We start from the raw sequence: 22950 nt of genomic DNA, 5'->3' as shown, positions 1-22950 counted from the left end.
AGTCCGCAGGGTGGATTAGTTAGTGAGGCCTAATCCGCCGAACGTTGAGCATGCATTCGATGCGGCAAACCGGCGTAATACGTGGAGTTTATCATCGGCGCGATCGCACGCCTCGTCGGTTGTTGTGTCCTACGCCTGCTTGATTTGGCAGTTGTCCCGATTAGGATGCAAGCATGACGGAGCAGACGCAACTTCCCAAATTTGATGACGGCAATTGGGTCAAGGTTGCCCGGCTTGCTGTCGCGGCGAGCGTAGTCCTATCCGGAGTAACCGTTGCGATATTGCTGATGGCTGAACCTCCCGATCAGTGTCCAAGTTGGCACCTCAAGAACGCGCACTCTACCTCGTTGTGGGAAGACGTCGTTATGTTGACGGCGCCCTTGAACATTTTTTGTTGTTTCATTGCCGTTCGGTGGAACTGGTTCGCTCGAAGGGCAATCGAAAGTATGGACCGGCAGGGGGGAATGCTGTTCGGTCATATGACCCCGCCCGCAATTCCCGTGACTCACATCATGGTCCATATGTGCGTCGTGATGTCCTTACTTTCCCAGTGGCCGCTGTTCTTGCTCGTCACCCAATGCACGGTTCGCTGAGGCCAAACAACACGTGGTCGAAACTTGGTTCGCCGCGCTCCGTCGGCGCTTCCCGCTGTTTCAATCCCCTCGTGGAGCGATCAACGCCACTGTCGGAAAATAATTTCGATAACGTCGTGCATCGCGCGTCAGCAGCGGGCAACGTTCGACGGCCGCATGGGCACCGATAAAAAAATCAGCGAGCACGCCGGTGCGAATCCCGCCAGCGCTGCGGTACTGCGTGAAGGCCTTGCCCGCGAGAAACAGCGCCATCCGCGGCGTCGGCGCAACCCTAACGCCGGCGCCGGCCAGCACAGTTTCAAAATCTTCGATGGTGGAATAGCGGGTCGATGTCTCCGCGTAGATCACATCATTGATCAACAAAGGTCCCCTAAAAGCGGCTTCCTCTAACTGCGCTAGCGACCAACCCAGCCACTTTGGATCTTTGGTGAAAACATCCAACAGGACATTTGTATCCACAAGCGTCACGGGTCATTCCCGCGAAGCAGCGCCATGATTTCGTCGGTGGAAAGACCGGGTCCTGCGCTGCCGATCACTTTGGCGAACCGGCTCGGCTGTTGCGTCCTATCCGCCTTCTCGATCACAATGCTGCCGTCGTCGGCGCGACGGAAGGCGATTTGGCTGCCCGGGCCTATCCCCAAATGATCGCGAACCGGCTTTGGAATCGTCACTTGGCCCTTGCGCGTAACCGTGGTTGCCATCGCCGCTCTCCAAGGTAATACTCCGATATAATATGGTAATACCACGCAAATTGTCGAGGGGCGCCGATGGTTAATCGCGTCTTAACCTCGCCGTATCTATGGTGGTTTGATCCGTTTGAGGCCGGTCCGCGGGCGACCGGCCGTCCAACAAGGCTGGCGTTCAGAAGTATGGCCATGACCGCTCCATCCCGTGCTCCGCAGGGCGCCGGCAGCGAGGCAAGCGAGCGTTCGCCGTTCGCGCGGCTGACCGAGCTACTGGCCCCCTATCAGCCCGGCAAGCCATTGATTGCGTTATCATTAGGCGAACCGCAGCACCTGGTGCCGGACTTTGTCGGCCCGGTACTGGCAAAGCACGTCGCCGATTTCGGCCGCTATCCCATTGCGAAAGGCATCGAGCCGTTCCGGCGGGCGGCCGCGGGCTGGCTGTCCACCCGGTTCGACCTGCCGCGCCCGGTCGATCCCGAAAGCGAGATCCTGGTTTTGAACGGCAGCCGCGAGGGCCTGTTTTTCGCCGGCCTCACCGCCGCGCGCTATGTCGGCGAGCGGCGCGGCCGGCCCGCGATCCTGATGCCCAATCCGTTCTATCCGGCCTATGGCGCCGGCGCCCGCGCCGCGAATTGCGAGCAGATCTATTTGCCGACCACGCTTGCTAACGGATTTTTGCCGGACCTCGATGCGCTCGACGACGCCACACTGGCGCGAACGGTTGCGATCTACATCGCCTCGCCGGCGAATCCGCAAGGCGCGGTAGCCTCGCGGGAATATTTCGGCCGATTGAAAAAACTCGCCGATCGCTTCGGCTTCATGATTCTCAGCGACGAATGCTATTCGGAAATCTACACCAAGGAAGCGCCGGGCAGCATGCTGGAATGCGCCGGGCCTGATTTCAAAAATGTCGTCGCGTTTCAGTCGCTGTCGAAACGTTCGAACCTGCCGGGCATGCGCGTCGGCTTCGCGGCCGGCGACAAGAAGTTTCTCGCCATGTTTCACGAATTGCGCAATGTCGCAGCACCCCAGGTGCCGGTGCCGCTGCAGCATGTCGCGGTCGCAGCCTATAGCGACGAGGCGCATGTCGAGGAGAACCGCAGGCTTTACCGGATCAAATTCGATCTCGCCGATCAGATCCTCGGCAATCGCTATGGCTATGTCAGGCCCGCCGGCGGCTTCTGCGTCTGGCTCGACGTTTCCGAGCGCGGCGGCGACGAAGCCGCGACACTAAAACTCTACCGAGAGGGCGGCGTGCGCGTGGTGCCCGGCAGTTACCTGGCGCGGCAGCAGCCCGATGGCTCCAATCCCGGCGCGGGCTATATCCGCCTGGCGTTGGTCGCCGACAGTGAAACAACCGCCGAGGCGCTGCATCGCCTCGTTGAAATTCTGGACTAAAGCATGATCCGGAAAAGTGGAAACCGGTTTTCCGGAAAGATCATGCGCAAAGATGAAAACCTAGTGGCGAAAGCATGAGCACGCCGGCGATCGAACGTGTCATTCCCCTGGTCAGCCAATTGCCGGCCTCGATCCGCGAAGCGTTGACGCGGCGCGTTCGCGAGCTCGCGGGATTAAGCCTGATCGCGCTGTCGGGCGTCGCGGCAGCCGCGCTGATGACATGGTCGGTCCAGGATCCGAGCCTGAGCCACGCGACGTCGCGCGCAATCCGCAACATCGTCGGTTATCCCGGCGCGATCGGCGCCGATCTGTTGATGCAGATCCTGGGCCTAGGGGCCATCATGCTGATCCTGCCCATCGCGGTGTGGGGCTGGCGCATGCTGACCCACCGCGCATTCGACCGCGAGGCGCTGCGGCTCGGCTGCTGGATTCTCTGCGCGGTGATATCGGCGGGCTTTGCCAGTTGCTGGCCGCATGGCGGGGCCTGGCCGCTGCCGACCGGGCTTGGCGGCGTGGTCGGCGACGCGCTGGTGCGCGCGCCCGCCGTCGTGTTCGGTCCGCCCGGTTTTTTCTATCGGCTCGTGCTCGGCACTATCCTGTTCGCCGCGATGATCGCGACATTCCTGATCGCTGGCGGCATAGGTTCGCGCGCGCAGGATGAGGAGGCGGCCGGGATCGACGAAGACGACGCGCCGTTCGAGGACGAAGAAGCGGACGATGACGGCGGTTCGGTTTCGATTGGATGGGCGTTTCATGCTCTGATGAGCGCGAAGGCGCGGCTCGGATGGCTATTGACCACCGCCTATCGCTCGCTGGTCGCGAGCGCGCCGGCGCCGCGGACAGCGGCGTTCGAGCGTCAGGAGCCCAGTCTCGGCCGCGCGGCGCCCGCGTTGACGCCGCAGACCGACACAGATTTTGACGAAGAGGACGACGAGGAAGAAGAAGCGGCGGCCGCCCGCGCCCCGCGCAAGAAGGCTGCACCACGGGCGCCTGCGCGCAAATCCTCCGACAGGTTCGACCTGCCTGCGGTGTCGATGCTGACCGCCCCGAAAGCCTCGGATCGCCAGCCGCTCAGCAAGTCGGAGCTCGATAGCAATTCGCGCGCGCTGGAAGGCGTGCTCGGGGATTTCGGTGTCCGCGGCGAGATCGTCAAGGCCCATCCCGGCCCGGTGGTGACGTTGTACGAACTCGAGCCCGCGCCCGGCATCAAATCCTCCCGCGTCATCGGGCTTGCTGACGATATCGCGCGTTCGATGAGCGCGCTGTCGGCGCGCGTCGCGGTGGTCCCCGGCCGCAACGCGATCGGCATCGAATTGCCGAACGCGCATCGCGAAAAAGTTTATTTGCGCGAGCTGCTTTCGGTAAAGGACGGCAACGAGAGCGTTGCAAAACTGCCGCTCTGCCTCGGCAAGAACATCGGCGGCGATTCCATCATCGTCGATCTCGCGCGGATGCCGCATCTGTTGATCGCCGGCACTACGGGCTCGGGTAAGTCGGTCGCCATCAACACCATGATCCTGAGCCTGGTCTACCGGCTGCGGCCCGATCAGTGCCGCCTGATCATGGTCGACCCCAAGATGCTCGAACTCTCGGTCTATGACGGCATTCCGCATTTGCTGACGCCGGTCGTCACCGATCCGAAGAAGGCCGTGGTCGCGCTGAAATGGGCGGTGCGCGAGATGGAAGAGCGCTACAAGAAAATGTCCAAGGTCGGCGTGCGCAACATCGACGGCTACAATGCCCGCCTGGTGGAAGCGCGATCGAAGGGCGAGGCGCTGACGCGCACCGTGCATACCGGCTTCGACAAGGAAACCGGCAAGGCGATCTACGAGGAAGAAAAACTCGATCTCGATCCGCTGCCCTACATCGTCATCATCGTCGACGAAATGGCCGACTTGATGATGGTCGCGGGCAAGGATATCGAAGGCGCGGTGCAGCGGCTGGCGCAAATGGCGCGCGCCGCCGGCCTGCATGTGATCCTGGCGACGCAACGGCCCTCGGTCGACGTCATCACCGGCACCATCAAGGCGAATTTTCCGACCCGCATCTCGTTCCAGGTCACCTCGAAGATCGACAGCCGCACGATCCTGGGCGAAATGGGCGCCGAGCAGCTGCTCGGACAGGGCGACATGCTCTATATGGCCGGTGGCGGACGCATCAGCCGCGTCCACGGTCCCTTCGTCTCGGACGAAGAGGTCGAGAAGGTGGTGCGCCATCTCAAGACCCAAGGCCAGCCGGAATATCTCGAAGCCGTCACGGCGGAGGAGCCGACCGATGAGGACGGCGCGGTGTTCGATGCAACCGGCATGGGCGGCGATGGCGGCGGCGATTTGTTCGCGCAGGCGGTTGCGATCGTCAAGCGCGACCGCAAGGCCTCCACCAGCTACATCCAGCGCCGGCTGCAGATCGGATATAACCGCGCGGCGTCGCTGATGGAGCGGATGGAGCTGGAAGGCATTGTCGGCCAGGCTAACCACGCCGGAAAGCGCGAGATTCTGGTCGAAGAAGAAGAGAGCCGGTTTTGAGAAATCTGACCCGGGCCAGGGACACAAGGAATTGCATTATATTTTCACGGAAATACGGTATCTGCTTTTGGCCGGAACCACGATAACATGGGCGAAAGCCTGACAGGACCTCGCGTTGACTGGAAATCTGAAACGTAACATGACCGGACGATTCGCGATTGCCGCGATAGGCACTGGATTACGCACCGCGTTGGCGTCGCTGATCGCGGCATCGCTGGTCGGCGTCGCGGCGCTATCGGTCGTGACGTCGTCTTCCGCTCAGACGGTGCCTATACCAAAACCCGCACCAAAGGCGCGCGGCAGCGTCCAGATGAGCGCGTCGGACTCTCAGAAAGCGCCGATGACGACCGGCGCGACGTCGGCGCAGCCGCCGGAGCCAGTGATTCCCGACCCGCGCCGCAATGTTCCCAGCAATATTTTTGCGAGCTTCGACGCCAACCAGAAGGCGCAGGCCGCGAGAGTGAGCTCGTATTTATCGTCGCTGCAGACGCTGGCCGGAAATTTCGTTCAGGTCGGACCTGACGGCAACAAGACCAAGGGCGACTTCTATATCCAGAAGCCGGGCAAGGTGCGTTTCGAATATGACGACCCGAGCCCGATCGCGATCATCGCCGACGGATCGTCGGTCGCGGTGCGCGACCGCAAGCTTGCGACCCAGGACATCTACCCGCTGTCGCAGACGCCGCTGCGTTACCTATTGTCGGACCGCATCGATCTCTTGAAGGACACCAATGTCGTCAGCGTGACCGCCGATGACCTGTTCATTAGCGTCACCATCGAGGAGAAGCAGGCGCTGATCGGCACCAGCCGGTTGATGCTGATGATCGGCGCCAAGGACGGCCAGCTCAAGCAATGGACGGTGACCGATCCGCAGGGCTATGACACCACCGTCGCGGTGTACAATCTCGATACCTCGAAGAGGCTCGATCCCGGCCTGTTCAAGATCGACTTCACCAAATATCCGGTGTCGCCGGGCTGAGGCTTATCTTCCGCCGCGAGCACAGACCTCATCCTGAGGAGCTTGCGAAGCAAGCGTCTCGAAGGATGGCCGCAACACTCGGACTCGCGGCCATCCTTCGAGACGCGCGCAAGGGCGCGCTCCTCAGGATGAGGTCGGAGACATATTCACAGCCGCTGTCGATCGGTCGTGTCTTTTGGCCTTCGCCCTGATACATCCTCCCCATGCGGTTTTCCCTGACAACCTGGAACATCAATTCGGTGCGGCTGCGCATCAATCTCGTCGCAAAATTTCTGAAATCCGCGCGGCCAGACGTGCTGTGCCTGCAAGAGACAAAATGCATCGACGATGCTTTCCCGCTGAAACGCTTCAAGCGCCTTGGCTATGAGCATGTCGCGTTGAACGGGCAGAAGGGCTATCACGGCGTCGCGGTGATCTCTAAACTGCCGTTCGAGACCACCGATATCAGAACCTTCTGCGACAAGATCGATTCGCGTCACATCTCGGTGGCGTTCGGTGAAAAGGCGCAGCTGACAAAACCGCTGGTGCTGCATAATTTCTATGTGCCCGCGGGTGGCGACATTCCCGACCCGGCGCTCAATCCGAAATTCGAGCACAAGCTGAAATTCCTCGATGAGATGAAGGCGTGCGAGCCGCTGCATCCGCGCGGTGAGGACCGCCATATCCTGGTCGGCGATCTGAACGTCGCGCCGCACGAGAACGACGTGTGGTCGCACAAACAACTCTTGAAAGTCGTCTCGCACACGCCGATCGAATGCGAGAAGCTGTTGGCGGCGCAGACTTATGGAGAGTGGATCGACGTCGCGCGGGAACGCATCCCGATGTCGCAGAAAGTCTACACCTGGTGGAGTTACCGCGCCGCCGACTGGACCATCGGGGATCGCGGCCGCAGGCTCGATCACATCTGGGTATCGCGCGCGCTTAAAGAGAGCGTCACCGATTTCAAGATCACCCGCGACGCCCGCAGCTGGGAGCGGCCGTCCGATCACGTGCCGGTCACGGTGACGCTGGAGGTGTGAGAGCTACGATAGTGCCACTTTGACGGTCCTCATCCTGAGGAGCGGCGTCGGAGTTTATCATCGGGCCGCGCTTCGCGCGGACCCGTTGGCCGCGTCTCGAAGGATGGCCGCGAGTTCGATGGCCTCGTGGTTCGAGACGCGCGGCGTTGCCGCGCTCCTCACCATGAGGGTCTAACACCTCACCGCGAGGATTACTCAAATACTCAATTTCGCGCCGGCCATCAGGATGTCGCTGGCGAGCTGGCTGGTGCGGTTGGCGAATTCGTCGCGCAGCCGGCGCGCCGCGGCGGGATCGCTTTCGAGCACGCGTTGAAACAGGCTGCGGGCGATGCGGATCACTGTGGATTGCTCCAGCGCGATCGCGCTGGATGGCCGCCGCATCGTGGCAATCAAAGCGAGCTCGCCGATCAAGGCGCCGGGGCCTACGACGATCTCGGCGCCGGCGCCGTCATCGATCCGGAACGCGCCGCGCTGGACGATAAATCCTGCATCCGCGTCGTCGCCGGCGTTGAACAGCACGTCGCCGCGGGCGAAATTGCGCTGCTCGGAGCCGATCGCCAGCATGCGCAACGCGGTCGTGCCCAACAGGCGCAGTGTCGGGACGCGCTCGAGCAGTGCAACATCATCTTCGATCGACATGCATAACCGGTGATCGGGACGCGCTATTCCGGCCAAATGGCACGAATCGCAAGCCTGATCGTATCACGGCACCAGCTTGTAGCCACCGGCTTCCGTCACCAGGATCTCGGGATTGGCGGCGTCTTTTTCGATCTTCTGACGCAGCCGGTAGATGTGGGTTTCCAGGGTGTGGGTGGTGACGCCCGAATTATAGCCCCAGACCTCCTGCAGCAGCGTCTCGCGCGACACCGGCAATTGGCCGGCGCGGTAGAGAAACCGCAAGATTGCGGTCTCCTTCTCGGTCAGCCGCACTTTGCGAGCATTGGCGCCGGTCAGCATCTTGGAGCCGGGCCGGAAACTATAGGGGCCGACCGAAAACACCGCGTCTTCGCTGGCTTCATGCTGGCGCAACTGTGCCCTGATCCGCGCCAGCAGCACCGCAAACCGAAACGGCTTTGCCACATAGTCGTTGGCGCCTGATTCGAGGCCCAAAATGGTGTCCGAATCGGTGTCGTGCCCGGTCAGCATGATGATCGGCGCCTTGAAGCCGCCCTTGCGTAAGGAGCGCACGACTTCGCGGCCGTCGGTATCCGGCAAGCCCACATCCATCAGCACGAGATCGGGGGCATTGGCCTTGGCGGCGCTGGCGCCCTTGGCGCCGGTATCGACGGCGGAGGCCTCGAACTCGTCGTGCAGCGATAATTGCTCGACCAGGGTGTCGCGAAGATCGGTATCGTCATCCACGATCAGGATCTTGCGGGCATTGGCCATGGGTCATCCTCTTAGGGCGGCGGCAGGTGCGAGCAGAAAGCGCCTTCTGCCGCGTCTCGAGTAGGTAGATCAGGGTCGTTCGTCAGGTCTTATTCGTACAGAGGTAGGGGACTGTTACGGATTAACAAGCCGCAGCCTATTCTACCCCGGAATTCCCGGGCGTTTGGATGAATGTCCTGTAATGCAGTGAAATAGCAACATTCGGACACAACCGGGACAAAGAGGGGTTATGCGAATTGCATAGAAAGTCGCATGATTTCAAATGCTTATAAAAAGAATCGGCCGCTTTCCGCGATCCGAATCTCACCCGCCGCAGGCGATCCGCGCCGGGGCTGGCTGACCGTGGATGGGCAGGCCGTGCCGGTGGCGCTCGGGCGCGGCGGAATCAAGGCCAACAAACGCGAAGGCGACGGCGGCACCCCCAAGGGCATTTTCCGGCCGCGGCGACTATGGTGGCGTGCCGACCGCCATCCGCGGCCGCGGACCCACCTCGCCGTTCGCGCCATCCGGCCCGAGGACGCCTGGTCCGAGGATCCCGCGAGCCGGCACTACAACCAGCCGGTGCGGCTCGGTCACGATCAAGCCGGCGACCGGCTCAAGCGCGACGACCACCTCTATGATTTCATCGTCGAGATCGATCATAATTCTTCCCCGCGCATCAAGGGCCGCGGCAGCGCGGTATTTTTGCATTTGGCGCGCGATAATTTCGGACCGACCGCCGGATGCGTCTCGATGACAAAATCCGCGATGCTGCGGTTATTGGAGCGGATGGGGCCCGACACGAAGATCGTGATTGAGTGAGGGAGGTTTTAGCAAACTTTCTCCACGTCATTGCGAGCGAAGAGAAGCAATCCAGCTTTGGCGCCGCGAAACAAGAAGCTGGATTGCTTCGTCGCTGCGCTCCTCGCAATGACGAGTCAGCGGTGCCCGAAAATCGCCGACCCTACCCGCACATGGGTGGCGCCGAACTGGATCGCGGTGACAAAATCGGCGCTCATGCCCATCGAGAGATTTTTCAAACCATTGCGCGCGGCGATCTTGGCGGTCAACGCGAAATGCGGCGCCGGCGCCTCGTTGACCGGCGGAATGCACATCAAGCCGGAAATTTCCAAGCCATATTTCTCGCGGCAGCTCGCGATGAAGGCATCGGCGTCTGCCGGCGCGACGCCCGCCTTCTGGGGCTCCTCGCCGGTATTGAGCTGAACGAACAATTGCGGCCGCCGCGCTTGCGATTTGAATTCCTTGGCTAACGCTTCGCAAAGGCTCACGCGGTCGACCGAATGAATGGCATCGAACAGCGCCACCGCCTCTTTCGCCTTGTTGGATTGCAACGGCCCGATCAGATGCAAGGCGATGCCGGGGTAAGCCGACATTAACCCTGGCCATTTTGCCTTGGCTTCCTGCACGCGATTTTCGCCGAAAACGCGCTGCCCGGCCTCGATCGCCGGCGCGATGGTTTCGGCGCCGAAGGTTTTGGACACCGCGATCAGCGTCACCGACGCAGCGTCGCGGCGCGCCTCTTTGCACGCGCGCGCGATCTCCTGCTCCACCGTGGCGAGGCCGGTTGGTAAATGCGCTGCTAGCGGCGAAGGATTTTGCGGCGCCATGGCATCCGTGGTTCGTAAGCTTACGGGGTTAGCTCGAATTTTACCGAGTTCGGGAAAGGCTTTTTGAACCCTTCCCTCTACCCTCATGTGGGGTCGGGGAATGAAGATGTCACGCATCAGTTTCAACCGCAAAAGAGCCAAACTCAAGCATCTTCTGGGCATCCGCGCGCGCTTGGCATTGCTGGCCTTGATCCTGGTTGCGCCGCTGATGCTGGAGCGCGCGCGCTCGCTCGAGGGCACCCGCGCCAAGGAGATCGCGCTCGCCTCATCCGAATTTTCCAATCTCGCCAAGCACAGCGCCGACGCCCAGAGCGAAATGATCTCCTCGGTCGAGACGATGTTGAAAGCCGCGGCCTATATCCGCGCTTCGGCGGGCGGGATCGGCCGCAGTTGCGACATCATGCGCGCGAGCGTGCCGGTCAATCTGCCGTGGATTCGCAGCCTGTCGATCGTCAGCGGCGATGGACGGGTGCAATGCTCGACGCTCAACGTCCTGGTCGGCCTTGATTTCAGCGACCGGGCTTGGTTCAAAAAGGCGCAGGAGACCCGCGAGTTTGTCTTCTCCGACTTCCTGTTCGCCAAGTCCAACAACGAGCCGATCGTGGTGGCGGCCTATCCGGTGTCCGCGATCGACCACGGCGCCGACGCGACGATTGTCGCGACGCTGCATCTGGACTGGATGTCGAAGATCATGGGCAATCTCGGCGGCCGGTCCGGTGTCTCCGCCGTGCTGGTCGACAGCACCGGAACCGTGCTGGCGGCACCGCCGGACCAGGCCAGCATGATCGGCCGTTCGCTCGACAACATGCCGCTGCTATCGGCGATCGCGGAGAAGGCGGTCGGCTCGGAGCAGGCGGAAGGATCGCTGTCGTTTGTCGGCGCGGATGGTTCGAAGCGCGCCGTCAACTTCGTGCGCATCGCCGGCACCGAATCGCGCCTGATCGTCTCGATCGACGAAGCCAAGGTATCGGCGGCGATCAACCGCGAGATCCGCACCGCCTATCTGCAGCTCTGCTTCGTCTGCCTGTTCGTGCTGCTCGGCGCGCTGGTCGCCGCCGAGACCCTGATCATCCAGCCGATCCGGATGATGGCGGCGATGGCGAAGCGGTTCGGCCAGGGCGACTGGTCGGCGCGGGTGGCGAGCCGAAGGCTCGCTTCCGAATTCGTGCCGCTGGCCCGCGCCTTCAACGCCATGGCGGCGCAGCTCGGCCAGCGCGAGCGCGAACTGATCGCCACCAATGACCGCCTCACCGTGATCGCCTCGATCGACATGCTGTCCGGCCTCGCCAACCGGCGCGGGTTCCAGAGCCGGCTCGATTTCGAGTGGATGAAGGCCCAGCAATACCCTTGCGAATTGTCGCTTTTGATGATCGACGTCGATCATTTCAAGATGTTCAACGACACCTATGGCCATCCCGAAGGCGACGTCTGCCTCTCCCGGCTCGGCGAAACGCTGAGCGGCATCGCCGCCGAGACTATGGGCTTTGCCGGACGCTATGGCGGCGAGGAATTTTGCCTATTGCTGCCGAACACCGATTCCGCCCGCGCGGTCGAGATCGGCGAGATGGTCCGCGAGGCCGTCTCGGGCCTCGCGATGCCCCATTGCACGTCCAGCTACGAGATCGTCACCGTCAGCGTCGGTGTCGCCTGCACCAGGCCGAACGATACGCTTCGGCCGGGCGACCTGATCGAGGCCGCGGACGCCGCTCTCTACGCCGCCAAGCACCGCGGCCGCAACGCCGTGGTCGAACACGGCATGGTGCGGGTCACGGACGGCGTGGTGGCGCTGGCGAGCTAACCCGCCGCCCGCTCAGAGGCGAGTTCGTTCTCGGTCACGACGCGGTTACGGCCGGTTTCTTTGGCAAGATAGAGCGCGCGATCGCATCGCTCGATCAGATCCATCATCGACTCGCCGGGCTGAAACAGTCCGACACCGATGGAAACCGTAATGCCGGGAAGATTCTCTCCGGTCGAACGGCGGGTGATGTGACACTTGGAGATCGCGCGGCGAATCCGCTCGGCGATCGCCCGGCAGGTCGCGAGCCCCGCACCGGGGAGCACGGCGATGAGTTCTTCGCCGCCATAGCGAGCCGGCAGATCGCCTTCGCGAACACGCTCCTGCAAGGCCTTTGCCATCAGTCGAAGCACCTGATCGCCGACACCATGGCCAAAATTGTCGTTGACCTTCTTGAAGTGATCGATGTCGATCAAGAACGCGCTGAGCGGCTCACCGCTTTCCATCGCCGCAATCTGCGCGTCGCGAAAGAACTCATCGAGGGCCCGGCGGTTAGGCAGGCCGGTGAGAGTATCGGTGCGGGCGCGCTCCTCCGACTTGCTGAGAGAATCGCGGATCGCGTCGAGCTCGCGGGTTTTCTCGACGAAGCTCATCTCCAGTTTCGTTGCCCGCGTGGCGGCTTTCGTCAGCTCGTTCATCAGGCTCTCGACAAGCAATTTAGGATCGACACCTGCTTCGCTGCGATCGGCGACATCGTTGATGGCCCGGATCTGCGAGTGGTTGTCGGCAATCGCGGTGGTGAGAAACTGCTTTGCGGTAGTCATCACCGAATGCAACTGTTGTGAAGCACCGTAGGCAGCAGCGTCGTCAGCCCCACGCGATCCGACATAGGTCGCAAACAGACCGCGATTGGTGGTGGCGTCGAACTTGCGCTTGTTGCCGATCAGGATATCGATGGCCCGTCGGAGATCGGGCGAAGTACCGAGGGAATATTTGAACCAGACGTGGAAATTGTTCGGTGTCGGTGGCACGCGCTGTTGCGCCATGGACTGCATGGCCTTTTCCGCGACAGCCGTCGCGTACTCGAAATCGACCTCGTCAAGCGTGTCATCGGTCACGATCTTAAATGATCTCCTGCCCGGTCAGCTGATTGCCGCTTTCGAAGGCAAATTGTCTCACGGAACCGTTAATCGCGCCTCAATCCGGCGGAACGAAGCGCTCGGCCGCTCCCTAAGGCCCCGAGCAAACAATTGAATTTGGCTTTCGGAAACACCCTTCCAGGCGGTGCCAAGACGCGTACCGCAATGCCCCAACCCATTGACCCATCGCAGTCTTTTATGGCCTAGTCCGCCGTCCCTTAACCGGCCGAGAATCCACGAAAAAGCCCTGCGATTCCATGACCTCCGAACGCTACAACGCCCGTGAATCCGAACCGCGCTGGCAACGCCGGTGGGACGAGAAGGCGATTTTCGCCTCCAGGAACGACGATCCGCGGCCGAAATATTACGTGCTCGAGATGTTCCCCTATCCGTCCGGGCGCATCCATATCGGGCATGTCCGCAACTATACGCTCGGCGACGTGCTGGCGCGCTTCATGCGGGCCAGGGGATATAACGTGCTGCACCCGATGGGCTGGGATGCGTTCGGGCTGCCGGCGGAGAACGCCGCGATCGAGCGCAAGGTGGCGCCGAAGGCGTGGACCTACGACAACATCGCCGCGATGAAGAAGCAATTGCAGTCGATCGGGCTGTCGCTCGACTGGTCACGCGAATTCGCGACCTGCGATCCCTCTTACTACAAGCATCAGCAGAAACTGTTTCTGGATTTCCTGCGCGCAGGATTGGCCGAGCGCGAGAAGCGCAAGATCAACTGGGATCCGGTCGACATGACCGTGCTCGCCAACGAACAGGTGATCGACGGCCGCGGCTGGCGCTCCGGCGCAGTGGTCGAGTTGCGCGAGATGAACCAGTGGGTGTTCAAGATCACCAAATACGCGCAGGAGCTGTTGGACGCGCTCGATACGCTCGATCGCTGGCCCGACAAGGTGCGCCTGATGCAGCGCAACTGGATCGGCCGCAGCGAGGGCATGCTGATCCGCTTCGCGCTCGATCCCGCAACGGCGCCCAATGGCGAGAGCGAGCTGAAGATTTTCACCACGCGGCACGACACGCTGTTCGGCGCGAAGTTCATGGCGATCGCGCCCGATCATCCGCTGGCGCTAGCCGCGGCGGCAAAGAACCCAAAACTTGCGGAGTTCATCGCCGAAGCAAAACGTCACGGCACCGCGCAGGAAATCATCGACACCCAGGAGAAGCAGGGTTTTGACACCGGCATCAGGGCAGTCCACCCGTTCGATCCGAACTGGAAATTGCCGGTCTATGTCGCAAACTTCGTGCTGATGGAATACGGCACCGGCGCGATTTTCGGCTGCCCCGCGCACGACCAGCGCGACCTCGATTTTGTCAATAAATACCGGCTCGGAAATACGCCTGTGGTCTGTCCCGAAGGCCAGGACCCGAAGACGTTCGTCATTACGGATACCGCCTATGACGGCGACGGCCGCATGATCAATTCGCGTTTCCTCGACGGCATGACGATCGAGCAGGCCAAAGAAGAGGTGGCAAAACGGCTCGAGGCTGAGCTGCGCCCCCTCCCTAACCCTCCCCCGCAAGCGGGGGAGGGAAGGGTGGGGGCCGTTGGCGAGCGCCAAGTGAACTTCCGCCTGCGCGACTGGGGTATTTCGCGGCAGCGCTATTGGGGCTGCCCGATCCCGGTGATCCACTGTCCGACCTGCGGCGTGGTACCGGTGCCCGACAAGGACCTGCCGGTGGTGCTGCCGGAGGACGTCAGCTTCGACAGGCCCGGCAACGCGCTCGATCATCATCCGACCTGGAAGCACGTCACTTGCCCGCAATGCGGCGGAAAAGCTACGCGCGAAACCGACACCATGGATACCTTTGTGGATTCGGCGTGGTACTTCGCGCGCTTCACCGATCCGTGGAATGAAAAGGCGCCGACCACCCGTGCCGTGGTAGATAGATTGATGCCGGTCGACTGGTATATCGGCGGCGTCGAGCATGCGATCCTGCATCTTTTGTACGCCCGTTTCTTCACCCGTGCGATGAAGGCCACCGGCCATATTGCCTTTGATGAGCCATTTGCCGGCCAATACACGCAAGGCATGGTCGTCTATGAGACCTACAGGAAACCCGACGGAACCTGGGCCGCACCAGACGAGGTAAGAATAGAGGCCGGCGGTAACGGGCGCCGCGCATTCCTCATTGATACCGGCGAAGAGGTCGTGGTCGGCCCGATCGAAAAAATGTCGAAGTCGAAACGCAACACCGTCGATCCCGACGACATCATTGCGACCTATGGCGCCGACGTGGCGCGCTGGTTCATGCTGTCGGACTCGCCGCCCGACCGCGACGTGATCTGGAGCGACGAGCGGGTGCAGGGCGCGTCGCGCTTCGTGCAGCGGCTGTGGCGGCTGGTGAATGAGTCGGCCGATATCGCCAAGGGGGCGCCTTCGGCGCGCCCGGCTGCGTTCGGGGCCGACGCGCTGGCGTTGCGCAAGGCGGCGCACGGGGCGCTGGACAAGGTCTCCACCGGCATCGAAAAACTGCATTTCAACGTCTGCCTCGCCCATATCAGGGAATTTTCCAATGCGCTGGCGGACGTGCTGGCGCGCGATGCGCAGCCGTCCCCAGACCTGCCTCCTGACTTGGCCTGGTCGGTCCGCGAGGCCGCGGTCATCCTTGTTCAACTGTTCGCGCCCATGATGCCGCATTTGGCCGAGGAATGTTGGCAGGTGCTGGGGCAGCCCGGCCTGGTCTCGGAGGCCGCTTGGCCCCAAATCGAACGCGATTTGCTGGTTGAAGACACGGTGACGCTGGTGGTTCAGGTCAACGGCAAGAAACGGGGTGAGGTTACGGTGGCTCGTACCGCCCAAAACCCGGAAATTGAGGCTGCCGTTCTGGGCCTTGATACGGTAAAACAGGCGCTCGGCGGCAACGCCGTCCGTAAAGTGATCATTGTTCCCATGAGGATCGTGAATGTCGTTGGCTAGGTTCCGCATCGCCGCTCGGCTGTTCGCCGTGGCCGCCCTGGCGGCGCTGACGGCCGGCTGTTTCCAGCCGATGTATGCCGAACATGCCGACGGCACCCCCGGCCTGCGCGAAAAGCTGATGGGCGTCGAGCTGCCGCCGGTCGACAAGCCCAACGCCTCGCACGAGGCCCGGTTGGGGGTGGAAATCCGCAACGCGCTGGCGTTCAAGCTCTATGGCACCGCCACCGGCTTGCCGCCCACCCATCGGCTGGTGCTCCGGTTCTATACCAGCCGTTCGTCGCTGATGATCGATCCGAACACCGCGCTGCCCACCAGCGAGAACGTCGGCATCGACGCACAATACAATCTGATCGAGATATCGTCGAACAAGTCGGTCATGACCGGAACCACCTTCGCCCGCACCTCCTACGACATGCCGGGCTCGCTCCAGCGTTTCGCCCGTGCACGTGCCTTCCGCGACGCCGAAGATCGCGCCGCCCAGGAGATCGCGGACAATATCCAGACCCGGCTGGCGGCGTTTTTCACCGCCGGAACGTGACGGCCGTCGCCACACATTCAACCTCATCCTGAGGAGCTTGCGAAGCAAGCGTCTCGAAGGATGGACGCAACGCACGGACTCGCGGCCATCCTTCGAGACGCGGCGAAGACGCCGCTCCTCAGGATGAGGTCGGAGATATATTACAGCCTCTCAGGATGACGTAAATTTCAGGGATAGACTAAGTGGTCGCGCTTCGCGGAAAAGAAATCGACGCATTTCTCGCCCGGCCCGATCCGGGGCGTCCCATCATCCTGCTCTATGGTCCCGATGCCGGCCTGGTGCGGGAGCGCGCCGAGGCGCTGCTGGCCTCCGCGGTCGATGATCCCAACGATCCATTTTCGCTGGTGAGGCTCGATGGCGACGAGCTTTCGGCCGAGCCGTCGCGATTGGTCGACGAGGCAATGACGGTGCCGCTGTTCGGCGGGCGCCGCGCCATCCGTATCCGCGCCGGCTCGCGCAGCTTTGCCAGCGGCGTCGATACGCTCGCCGAGACGCCCTTGAAAGATTGCCGCATCGTGATCGAGGCCGGCGAATTGCGGCCGGAATCGCCGCTGCGCAAGGCCTGCGAGCGCGCCAAGACCGCGGTCGCGATCGGCTGCTATCCCGACGGCGAGCGCGACCTTGCCAAATTGATCGACGATGAATTACGCCTCTCTAATTTGCGTATCGCCCCGGACGCGCGCGCCACGCTGATCGCGCTGCTCGGCGGCGACCGCCAGGCCTCCCGCAACGAACTGAGAAAACTCGCGCTCTATGCGCATGGCGGCGGCGAGGTCACGCTCGACGACGTGATGGCGGTGGTGGCGGATGCTTCCGAATTGAAGATCGATCCGATCGTCGACGGCGCCTTTGCGGGAAAGCCGGATCTGGTTGAATCCGAATTCGCCAAGGCGATGGTCGCAGGCACCTATCCCGGCATGATCATTTCCTCAGCCCAGCGCCAGGCGGCGTGGCTGCACAAATCCGCGCTTGCCGTCGCCGAGGGCACGCCGGCCTCGACCTTGCTCGACAGCGGATTCCCGCGGCTGCACTTTTCGCGAAAGCCGATGGTCGAAACCGCCCTACGCAATTTCAGCGTGGCGCGGCTCGCAGGGATCATCGAGCAGCTCGCGACCGCCGCGCTCGAGATGCGCAAGCAGGCGCCGCTCGCCGCCGTGATCGCGCAGCGCACGCTGATGTCGATCGCGGTGAATGCGAAGCGAAGGGGGTGAGCCTTCTCCCTCTCCCGCCCTTGCGGGGGAGGCATAGGCGGCCTACGGCCGCCGTCCTTGATCGAAGAACGCCGATGCGCAGCATCGGCTATGGTGGGGGTGTCGCCGCATAACGAATGCTGGAGTTCGCGGAAAGATTTCCCCCACCCGCCGCGCTCCGCGCGTCGACCTCCCCCGCAAGCGGGAGAGGTGAAGGTAAGGCGAGCGCCGCGACCTAACCCTTCGCGTCCAACCTTCTTATCACCTCATCGAGTTGATCGAGGTCGCGGTAGCGGATGTGGACGGTGCCGCCGGGGTCGCGGTGATCGATGCTGACCGCAAGCCCCAGCGCGTCGCTGACGCGCTTTTCCAGCGCGACCGTATCGGCGTCCTTGGTCTTGCCGCCTCGCGGCTTCTGCGGCTTGCGCTCGGGCACGCCTTCGACATGCGCCAGCGCCTCGGCCTGGCGCACGTTGAGGCCTTCTTCCACGATGCGCTTTGCCGCCGCCAGCGGATCGGGCACGCCGATCAGCGCGCGGGCGTGACCGGCCGACAACTGCCCCGCGGCAATATAGGCTTGCACCTCCGCCGGCAGTTTTGTCAGCCGCATCATGTTGGCGACATGGCTGCGGCTCTTGCCGACGATTTTTGCGATGTCTTCCTGGCTGCGTTTGAATTCATTCGCCAGCGCGTGATAGCCCTGCGCCTCTTCCATCGCATTCAGATCTTCGCGCTGCACGTTCTCGATGATCATGATCTCGAGCGTGTCGCTATCAGTGACATCGACGGGGACGATCGGCACTTCGTGCAGGCCCGCGATCTGCGAGGCGCGCCAGCGCCGCTCGCCGGCGATGATCTCAAACCGGTCCTGCGCGCCCTTCACCGGGCGCACCACGATCGGCTGGATCACGCCATGCTGTTTGATCGAGTCGGCGAGTTCGCCGAGCTCGGCATCGGCAAAGGCGCGGCGCGGGTTGCGCGGATTGGGTTTTAGAAATTCGATCGGCACCTTGCGCTGCGCACGCGGCCGATCGATATGCGCGGCCTCGCCGCCGACATCACCGATCAGACTTGCAAGACCGCGGCCCAACCGCGAACGCGCTTCGTCGGCCATCGCCAGCTCCCTTGGATTCACTCACAGCACTCCTGTTTCGCTTCGTCTCGTCATCCATTGTCATTCCGGGGCGCGCGAAGCACGAACCCGGAATCTCGAAGTTGCTTCATTTCACCATCTCGAGATTCCGGATCAATCCGCGACGCGGAATGTCCGGAATGACATGGCGTGGGCTAATTCGTGCGCAGCTCGCGCTCGCGCTGGATCACTTCGGTCGCGAGCTTGAGATAGGCCTCGCTGCCGACGCATTTGAGATCATAGACCAGCACCGGCTTGCCGTAGGATGGCGCCTCGGAGATGCGGACGTTGCGCGGGATCATGGTGTTGTAGACTTTGCTGCCCATGAACTGCCGGACATCGGCGACGACCTGGTTGGACAGATTGTTGCGCGAGTCGAACATGGTCAGCACGATGCCGTGGATCGACAGATTGGGATTGAGCGTCGAGCGCACCTGCTCGACCGTCTGCAGCAATTGCGACAGGCCTTCCAGCGCGAAGAACTCGCACTGGAGCGGCACCAGGATCGCATCGGAGGCCGCCATCGCGTTGACGGTCAGAAGATTGAGCGACGGCGGGCAATCGATCAGCACATACGTGTAGTCGGTGTCTTCCGTGGCGTTGGTGTTCAGCGCCGCGATGGCATCGCGCAGCCGGAACGCGCGGCCGGGCGTCGATCCCAGTTCGAGTTCGAGGCCCGAAAGATCCATCGTGGACGCCGCGATATGCAGCCGCGGCACCGCGGTCGCGACCACCGCCTCGCGCAGCGGCGCCTCTCCGATCAGGACGTCATAGGTCGAGCAATTGCGGCTGCGGCGATCGATGCCGAGGCCAGTCGACGCATTGCCCTGCGGATCGAGATCGACGATCAGCACGCGCTCGCCGATCGCGGCGAGTGCCGTGCCGAGATTGATCGCGGTGGTGGTCTTGCCGACGCCGCCCTTCTGGTTGGCGAGCGCCAGGATGCGCGGATGTCCCGGCGGGGTGGGAGACCTATCCTCTTGATAAATTTGATCAATTACGGTCATACCTGAGTACCAACTGCTTTCCCGGCCCCGTTGCGTCGCTCGACCTGGTCGAGCTCGACGATCCAGCCCTGTCCGCCGGTGCGGCTGGAATGCAGATGCGACTCTATCTTCCAATATTTAGTGGCTTCGGTCAATTCGGCCTCTACATCTTGGCCTTTGAGAAATAGCGCTTTTGCACCTCTTCTCATCAACGGTTCCGCGAAGCCGATGAGCTGGTGTAGCGGAGCCAACGCGCGGGCAGTGACGCAATCGACCGGGCCCGTGATTCTATCCACAATATCCCCGATGTCACCCAGGTGCACGATGCCGGGCGCGCCCGTCACGCGCAGTGCCTCGCGGAGGAAGGCAGCCTTCTTGGCATTGCGCTCGATCAGATGGACCACCGCGCCAGGCGTTTCCGCCAGCGCGCAGGCCAACACCACGCCCGGAAAGCCGCCGCCGCTGCCGAGGTCGACCCAAATCCTGGCCGACAGAGCGAGTGCCGGGAGCTGGAGCGAATCGGAGATATGCCGGGTCCAAAGATGAGGAAGCGTTGACGGTGCGACCAAGTTGGTCTTGGCCTGCCATTCCCCGAGCAGACCGACATAGCGATCGAGCCGTTGCTCTGTTTCACGTGAAACGGGGGTCAGGGCTAGAGCCGTGGCTTTGTCGGCGGGGAGGAAAGCTGGGGCAGTTTGTTCGAACGTCTTGGCCACAAATGATCTCGCAGAGGTTCTGGCTCAATCCACTCCCGCCGTCATTGCGAGGAGCGAATCGACCGAAGCAATCCAGTTTTGGCGGGAGACAGTAACCTGGATTGCTTCGCTGCGCTCGCAATGACGGGACGATTGGCCGTGTTCACGTGAAACGGGATCAGGACGAGCGTCGCAGCTGTGCAGGCGGCGGGGATCAGGATGACAGGTTGTTAGAACGTCTTGACCACAGATGATCTCGCAGGGGTTCGCTATCCAGAGGTTTTGGTTCAATCCGCTCCCACAGTCATTGCGAGGAGCGAAGCGACGAAGCAATCCAGGTTTGGCCGGGAAACAGGAAGGTAGATTGCTTCGCTGCGCTCGCAATGACGGAAGAGCCGTCCTGTTTCACGTGAAACAGCCTTAGCCGGCGATGGCCGCCGATTTCCTTCGCGCTTCGCGCCGCAGATACGCCGCCAAAATCCCGAGCGCCGCGGGCGTGATGCCGTCCAGCCGGCCCGCCTGTCCTACCGTTCGCGGACGCGCAGCTTCCAGCTTTGAGCGGGCCTCATTGGAGAGCCCGGGGATCGCGGTGTAGTCGAGACCGCTGAGAACCAGTCCCTCGTCGCGGCGAAAAGCTTCGACGTCGGCGGTCTGGCGCTTGAGATAGACGTCGTATTTGGCATCGATCTCGAGATGGACCGCGATGGCAGGCTCAATGGCCGACAATTCCGGCCAGATGCCGCGGATCTCGGTCCAGCCGATGTCGGAGTAGGCTAGTAGTTCAAAGGCCGAGCGGCGATGGCCATCCTTGTTGAGCGAAAGCCCATGCTTGGCGGCTTCGTTCGGCGTCAGCGTAAGCGACTTTGCCAGCGCCTTTGCGGCATCGAGCGCGGCCATCTTGGCGCCGTGGCGCAGGGACCGCGCCTCGCCGACACAGCCCAGCGCTATCCCCTTGTTGGTGAGACGCTGATCTGCATTGTCGGCGCGAAGCGTCAGCCGGTACTCGGCGCGCGAGGTGAACATCCGATAGGGTTCGGTGATGCCGCGGGTGACGAGATCGTCGATCATCACCCCGACATAACCGTCGGCGCGGTCGAACACGATCGGATCGGCCCCGCTCGCAGCCAATGCCGCGTTGAGACCCGCCACAAGACCCTGCGCCGCCGCCTCCTCATAGCCGGTGGTGCCGTTGATCTGTCCGGCCAAAAACAGCCCCGGCAGCCGCTTGGTCTGCAAAGTCGGATCGAGTTCGCGGGGATCGACGTGATCGTATTCGATGGCATAGCCCGGCCGGACCATCCGAACCCGCTCGAGGCCGGGGATCGTCGCCAGAATGGCAAGCTGGACCTCTTCCGGCAGCGAGGTCGAAATTCCGTTGGGATAAACCGTGGTGTCGTCGAGCCCTTCCGGCTCCAGAAAGATCTGGTGACCGTCGCGATCCCCAAAACGAACGATCTTGTCCTCGATCGAGGGGCAATAGCGCGGGCCGGTGCTCTTGATCTGCCCGGAATACATCGGCGAGCGATGCACATTGGCCCGGATCACCGCGTGGGTGGCCGGCGTGGTGCGGGTGATTCCGCACTGGATCTGCGGCGTCGTGATTTTGTCAGTTAGCACCGAGAACGGCTCCGGCGGATCGTCGCCAGGCTGCATTTCTACTACGGACCAGTCGATAGTCGTGCCGTCGAGCCGCGCCGGCGTGCCGGTCTTCAATCGGCCGAGGACAAAACCCGCACGCTCGAAGGATGCTGAGAGCCCCAGCGCCGGCGCCTCGCCGACGCGACCGGCCGGCCAGTTCTTCTCGCCGAGATGGATCAGGCCGCGCAAAAAAGTCCCGGTGGTAATGACGACGGCGCCTGCCGAAAATTCCCGGCCGTCGGCCAGCCGGATGCCGATGACGCGGCCATTGGCGACGATCAGCTCATCCGCCTCGCCTTCGATGACGCCAAGATTGGCTGTCGCGTTGATCGCGGCCTGCATCGCCGCGGCGTAGAGCTTTCTATCGGCCTGGGCGCGCGGACCGCGGACCGCCGGCCCCTTGCGCCGATTGAGCATGCGAAACTGGATGCCGGCCGCGTCCGCCGCGCGCCCCATCAATCCATCCAGCGCGTCGACCTCACGGACCAAATGGCCCTTACCGAGCCCGCCGATCGCAGGGTTGCAGGACATCGCGCCAATGGTCGCAAACCGGTGCGTCACCAGCGCCGTCCTGGCGCCCATGCGCGCAGCCGCAGCCGCGGCCTCACAGCCGGCGTGGCCGCCGCCGATGACGATCACGTCGAATGATTCTTGAGATGATTCTTGCCCGGCCATCATGCCGGGACTTTTATCGCGGGATGCTAAAAGCCGGAAGTGGTAAGTTCGCCGAAGAGGTGCGTTTCACGTGAAACACTATGCTTCATGAAATGA

At 62.5% G+C, this 22950-nt stretch carries 20 protein-coding genes; 10 read left to right on the top strand and 10 right to left on the bottom strand.

Features of this window, described 5'->3' with window-relative positions:
- Window positions 1–173: 173 nt before the first annotated feature.
- Window positions 174–593: a hypothetical protein gene (locus tag B5526_RS19070; RefSeq protein WP_079540505.1), complete on the top strand. Its 420-nt coding sequence runs from the start codon at window positions 174–176 to the stop codon at window positions 591–593.
- Window positions 594–653: 60 nt separating this feature from the next.
- Here B5526_RS19070 and B5526_RS19065 read toward each other — a convergent pair whose 3' ends face one another.
- Complete coding sequence (locus tag B5526_RS19065) at window positions 654–1061, bottom strand: type II toxin-antitoxin system VapC family toxin (RefSeq protein ID WP_079540504.1); 408 nt, start codon at window positions 1059–1061, stop codon at window positions 654–656.
- Complete coding sequence (locus tag B5526_RS19060; protein ID WP_079540503.1) at window positions 1058–1294, bottom strand: AbrB/MazE/SpoVT family DNA-binding domain-containing protein; 237 nt, start codon at window positions 1292–1294, stop codon at window positions 1058–1060. The genes B5526_RS19065 and B5526_RS19060 overlap by 4 nt, the downstream gene beginning before the upstream one ends.
- Before the next feature lie 168 nt (window positions 1295–1462).
- On the opposite strand from B5526_RS19060, the gene B5526_RS19055 reads away from it, so the two are divergent.
- The 4 genes from B5526_RS19055 (at window position 1463) to B5526_RS19040 (ending at window position 7200) form a co-directional block, all read left to right on the top strand.
- Window positions 1463–2677 carry an aminotransferase class I/II-fold pyridoxal phosphate-dependent enzyme gene (locus B5526_RS19055; RefSeq protein ID WP_079545106.1) on the top strand — a complete coding sequence of 405 codons (1215 nt, stop codon included), beginning with the start codon at window positions 1463–1465 and terminating at the stop codon, window positions 2675–2677.
- 74 nt (window positions 2678–2751) lie between these two features.
- Window positions 2752–5202 (top strand): DNA translocase FtsK, encoded by a 2451-nt coding sequence (locus B5526_RS19050; protein ID WP_079540502.1) that lies wholly within the window; start codon window positions 2752–2754, stop codon window positions 5200–5202.
- 139 nt (window positions 5203–5341) lie between these two features.
- The gene (locus tag B5526_RS19045) at window positions 5342–6181 is read left to right on the top strand and encodes an outer membrane lipoprotein carrier protein LolA (protein ID WP_079540501.1); all 840 of its coding nucleotides are present in this window, start codon (window positions 5342–5344) and stop codon (window positions 6179–6181) included.
- Window positions 6182–6384: 203 nt separating this feature from the next.
- On the top strand, window positions 6385–7200 hold the full coding sequence (locus tag B5526_RS19040) for an exodeoxyribonuclease III (RefSeq protein ID WP_079540500.1): 816 nt from the start codon (window positions 6385–6387) through the stop codon (window positions 7198–7200).
- 195 nt (window positions 7201–7395) lie between these two features.
- Here B5526_RS19040 and B5526_RS19035 read toward each other — a convergent pair whose 3' ends face one another.
- Together B5526_RS19035 and B5526_RS19030 are read right to left on the bottom strand one after the other, a co-directional pair.
- Window positions 7396–7839 carry a cyclic nucleotide-binding domain-containing protein gene (locus B5526_RS19035; protein ID WP_079540499.1) on the bottom strand — a complete coding sequence of 148 codons (444 nt, stop codon included), beginning with the start codon at window positions 7837–7839 and terminating at the stop codon, window positions 7396–7398.
- Window positions 7840–7902: 63 nt separating this feature from the next.
- Window positions 7903–8589: a response regulator transcription factor gene (locus B5526_RS19030; RefSeq protein ID WP_024514994.1), complete on the bottom strand. Its 687-nt coding sequence runs from the start codon at window positions 8587–8589 to the stop codon at window positions 7903–7905.
- A gap of 252 nt (window positions 8590–8841) precedes the next feature.
- Between B5526_RS19030 and B5526_RS19025 the strand changes: the two genes are divergently transcribed.
- Window positions 8842–9390 (top strand): L,D-transpeptidase family protein, encoded by a 549-nt coding sequence (locus B5526_RS19025; RefSeq protein WP_079540498.1) that lies wholly within the window; start codon window positions 8842–8844, stop codon window positions 9388–9390.
- A 116-nt stretch (window positions 9391–9506) separates the two neighbouring features.
- Here the strand turns inward: B5526_RS19025 and B5526_RS19020 are convergent, their stop codons facing one another.
- The gene (locus tag B5526_RS19020) at window positions 9507–10196 is read right to left on the bottom strand and encodes a YggS family pyridoxal phosphate-dependent enzyme (protein WP_079540496.1); all 690 of its coding nucleotides are present in this window, start codon (window positions 10194–10196) and stop codon (window positions 9507–9509) included.
- A gap of 106 nt (window positions 10197–10302) precedes the next feature.
- Here B5526_RS19020 and B5526_RS19015 point away from each other — a divergent pair, with 106 nt between their 5' ends.
- Complete coding sequence (locus tag B5526_RS19015; protein ID WP_079545105.1) at window positions 10303–11994, top strand: diguanylate cyclase domain-containing protein; 1692 nt, start codon at window positions 10303–10305, stop codon at window positions 11992–11994.
- Here B5526_RS19015 and B5526_RS19010 read toward each other — a convergent pair.
- Window positions 11991–12977, bottom strand: coding sequence for a GGDEF domain-containing protein (locus tag B5526_RS19010; RefSeq protein WP_079545104.1), 987 nt, complete (start codon window positions 12975–12977; stop codon window positions 11991–11993). The two genes, B5526_RS19015 and B5526_RS19010, sit on opposite strands and share 4 nt — an antisense overlap.
- A 350-nt stretch (window positions 12978–13327) precedes the next feature.
- On the opposite strand from B5526_RS19010, the gene leuS reads away from it, so the two are divergent.
- The 3 genes from leuS to holA all read left to right on the top strand — a co-directional run bounded on the left by leuS (window position 13328) and on the right by holA (window position 17749).
- Window positions 13328–16000: a leucine--tRNA ligase gene (gene leuS, locus B5526_RS19005; RefSeq protein WP_079540494.1), complete on the top strand. Its 2673-nt coding sequence runs from the start codon at window positions 13328–13330 to the stop codon at window positions 15998–16000.
- On the top strand, window positions 15987–16538 hold the full coding sequence (gene lptE, locus B5526_RS19000; protein ID WP_079540491.1) for an LPS assembly lipoprotein LptE: 552 nt from the start codon (window positions 15987–15989) through the stop codon (window positions 16536–16538). Before leuS ends, lptE begins: the two co-directional genes overlap by 14 nt.
- Before the next feature lie 182 nt (window positions 16539–16720).
- Window positions 16721–17749, top strand: a complete 1029-nt coding sequence (gene holA / locus B5526_RS18995; RefSeq protein ID WP_079540489.1) for a DNA polymerase III subunit delta — start codon at window positions 16721–16723, stop codon at window positions 17747–17749.
- Between the two features lie 214 nt (window positions 17750–17963).
- On the opposite strand, the gene B5526_RS18990 is transcribed toward holA, so the two are convergent.
- The 4 genes from B5526_RS18990 to mnmG all read right to left on the bottom strand — a co-directional run bounded on the left by B5526_RS18990 (window position 17964) and on the right by mnmG (window position 22854).
- Window positions 17964–18842, bottom strand: coding sequence for a ParB/RepB/Spo0J family partition protein (locus B5526_RS18990; RefSeq protein WP_079540487.1), 879 nt, complete (start codon window positions 18840–18842; stop codon window positions 17964–17966).
- Window positions 18843–19015: 173 nt separating this feature from the next.
- A complete protein-coding gene (locus B5526_RS18985; protein ID WP_079540485.1) occupies window positions 19016–19867 on the bottom strand; it encodes a ParA family protein in 852 nt (283 codons plus the stop codon).
- Window positions 19864–20562 (bottom strand): 16S rRNA (guanine(527)-N(7))-methyltransferase RsmG, encoded by a 699-nt coding sequence (gene rsmG, locus B5526_RS18980; RefSeq protein ID WP_079540483.1) that lies wholly within the window; start codon window positions 20560–20562, stop codon window positions 19864–19866. Before rsmG ends, B5526_RS18985 begins: the two co-directional genes overlap by 4 nt.
- Window positions 20563–20961: 399 nt before the next feature.
- Window positions 20962–22854, bottom strand: a complete 1893-nt coding sequence (mnmG, locus tag B5526_RS18975; RefSeq protein ID WP_079545103.1) for a tRNA uridine-5-carboxymethylaminomethyl(34) synthesis enzyme MnmG — start codon at window positions 22852–22854, stop codon at window positions 20962–20964.
- Window positions 22855–22950: the final 96 nt, after the last annotated feature.

Source organism: Bradyrhizobium lablabi (assembly GCF_900141755.1).
In the GTDB taxonomy this organism is placed as follows: domain Bacteria; phylum Pseudomonadota; class Alphaproteobacteria; order Rhizobiales; family Xanthobacteraceae; genus Bradyrhizobium; species Bradyrhizobium lablabi_A.
The sequence above is the reverse complement of the archived record's forward strand: the minus strand, read 5'-3'. Positions and strand labels throughout refer to the sequence as shown.

Coding starts and splice junctions, on each gene's coding strand:
- B5526_RS19070 (WP_079540505.1), top strand. CDS start 174: ATGACGGAGCAGACGCAACTTCCCAAATTTGATGACGGCAATTGGGTC.
- B5526_RS19060 (WP_079540503.1), bottom strand. CDS start 1,294: ATGGCAACCACGGTTACGCGCAAGGGCCAAGTGACGATTCCAAAGCCG.
- B5526_RS19055 (WP_079545106.1), top strand. CDS start 1,463: ATGGCCATGACCGCTCCATCCCGTGCTCCGCAGGGCGCCGGCAGCGAG.
- B5526_RS19050 (WP_079540502.1), top strand. CDS start 2,752: ATGAGCACGCCGGCGATCGAACGTGTCATTCCCCTGGTCAGCCAATTG.
- B5526_RS19045 (WP_079540501.1), top strand. CDS start 5,342: ATGACCGGACGATTCGCGATTGCCGCGATAGGCACTGGATTACGCACC.
- B5526_RS19040 (WP_079540500.1), top strand. CDS start 6,385: ATGCGGTTTTCCCTGACAACCTGGAACATCAATTCGGTGCGGCTGCGC.
- B5526_RS19035 (WP_079540499.1), bottom strand. CDS start 7,839: ATGTCGATCGAAGATGATGTTGCACTGCTCGAGCGCGTCCCGACACTG.
- B5526_RS19030 (WP_024514994.1), bottom strand. CDS start 8,589: ATGGCCAATGCCCGCAAGATCCTGATCGTGGATGACGATACCGATCTT.
- B5526_RS19025 (WP_079540498.1), top strand. CDS start 8,842: ATGATTTCAAATGCTTATAAAAAGAATCGGCCGCTTTCCGCGATCCGA.
- B5526_RS19020 (WP_079540496.1), bottom strand. CDS start 10,196: ATGGCGCCGCAAAATCCTTCGCCGCTAGCAGCGCATTTACCAACCGGC.
- B5526_RS19015 (WP_079545105.1), top strand. CDS start 10,303: ATGTCACGCATCAGTTTCAACCGCAAAAGAGCCAAACTCAAGCATCTT.
- B5526_RS19010 (WP_079545104.1), bottom strand. CDS start 12,977: ATGGCGCAACAGCGCGTGCCACCGACACCGAACAATTTCCACGTCTGG.
- leuS (WP_079540494.1), top strand. CDS start 13,328: ATGACCTCCGAACGCTACAACGCCCGTGAATCCGAACCGCGCTGGCAA.
- lptE (WP_079540491.1), top strand. CDS start 15,987: ATGTCGTTGGCTAGGTTCCGCATCGCCGCTCGGCTGTTCGCCGTGGCC.
- B5526_RS18990 (WP_079540487.1), bottom strand. CDS start 18,842: ATGGCCGACGAAGCGCGTTCGCGGTTGGGCCGCGGTCTTGCAAGTCTG.
- B5526_RS18985 (WP_079540485.1), bottom strand. CDS start 19,867: ATGACCGTAATTGATCAAATTTATCAAGAGGATAGGTCTCCCACCCCG.
- mnmG (WP_079545103.1), bottom strand. CDS start 22,854: ATGGCCGGGCAAGAATCATCTCAAGAATCATTCGACGTGATCGTCATC.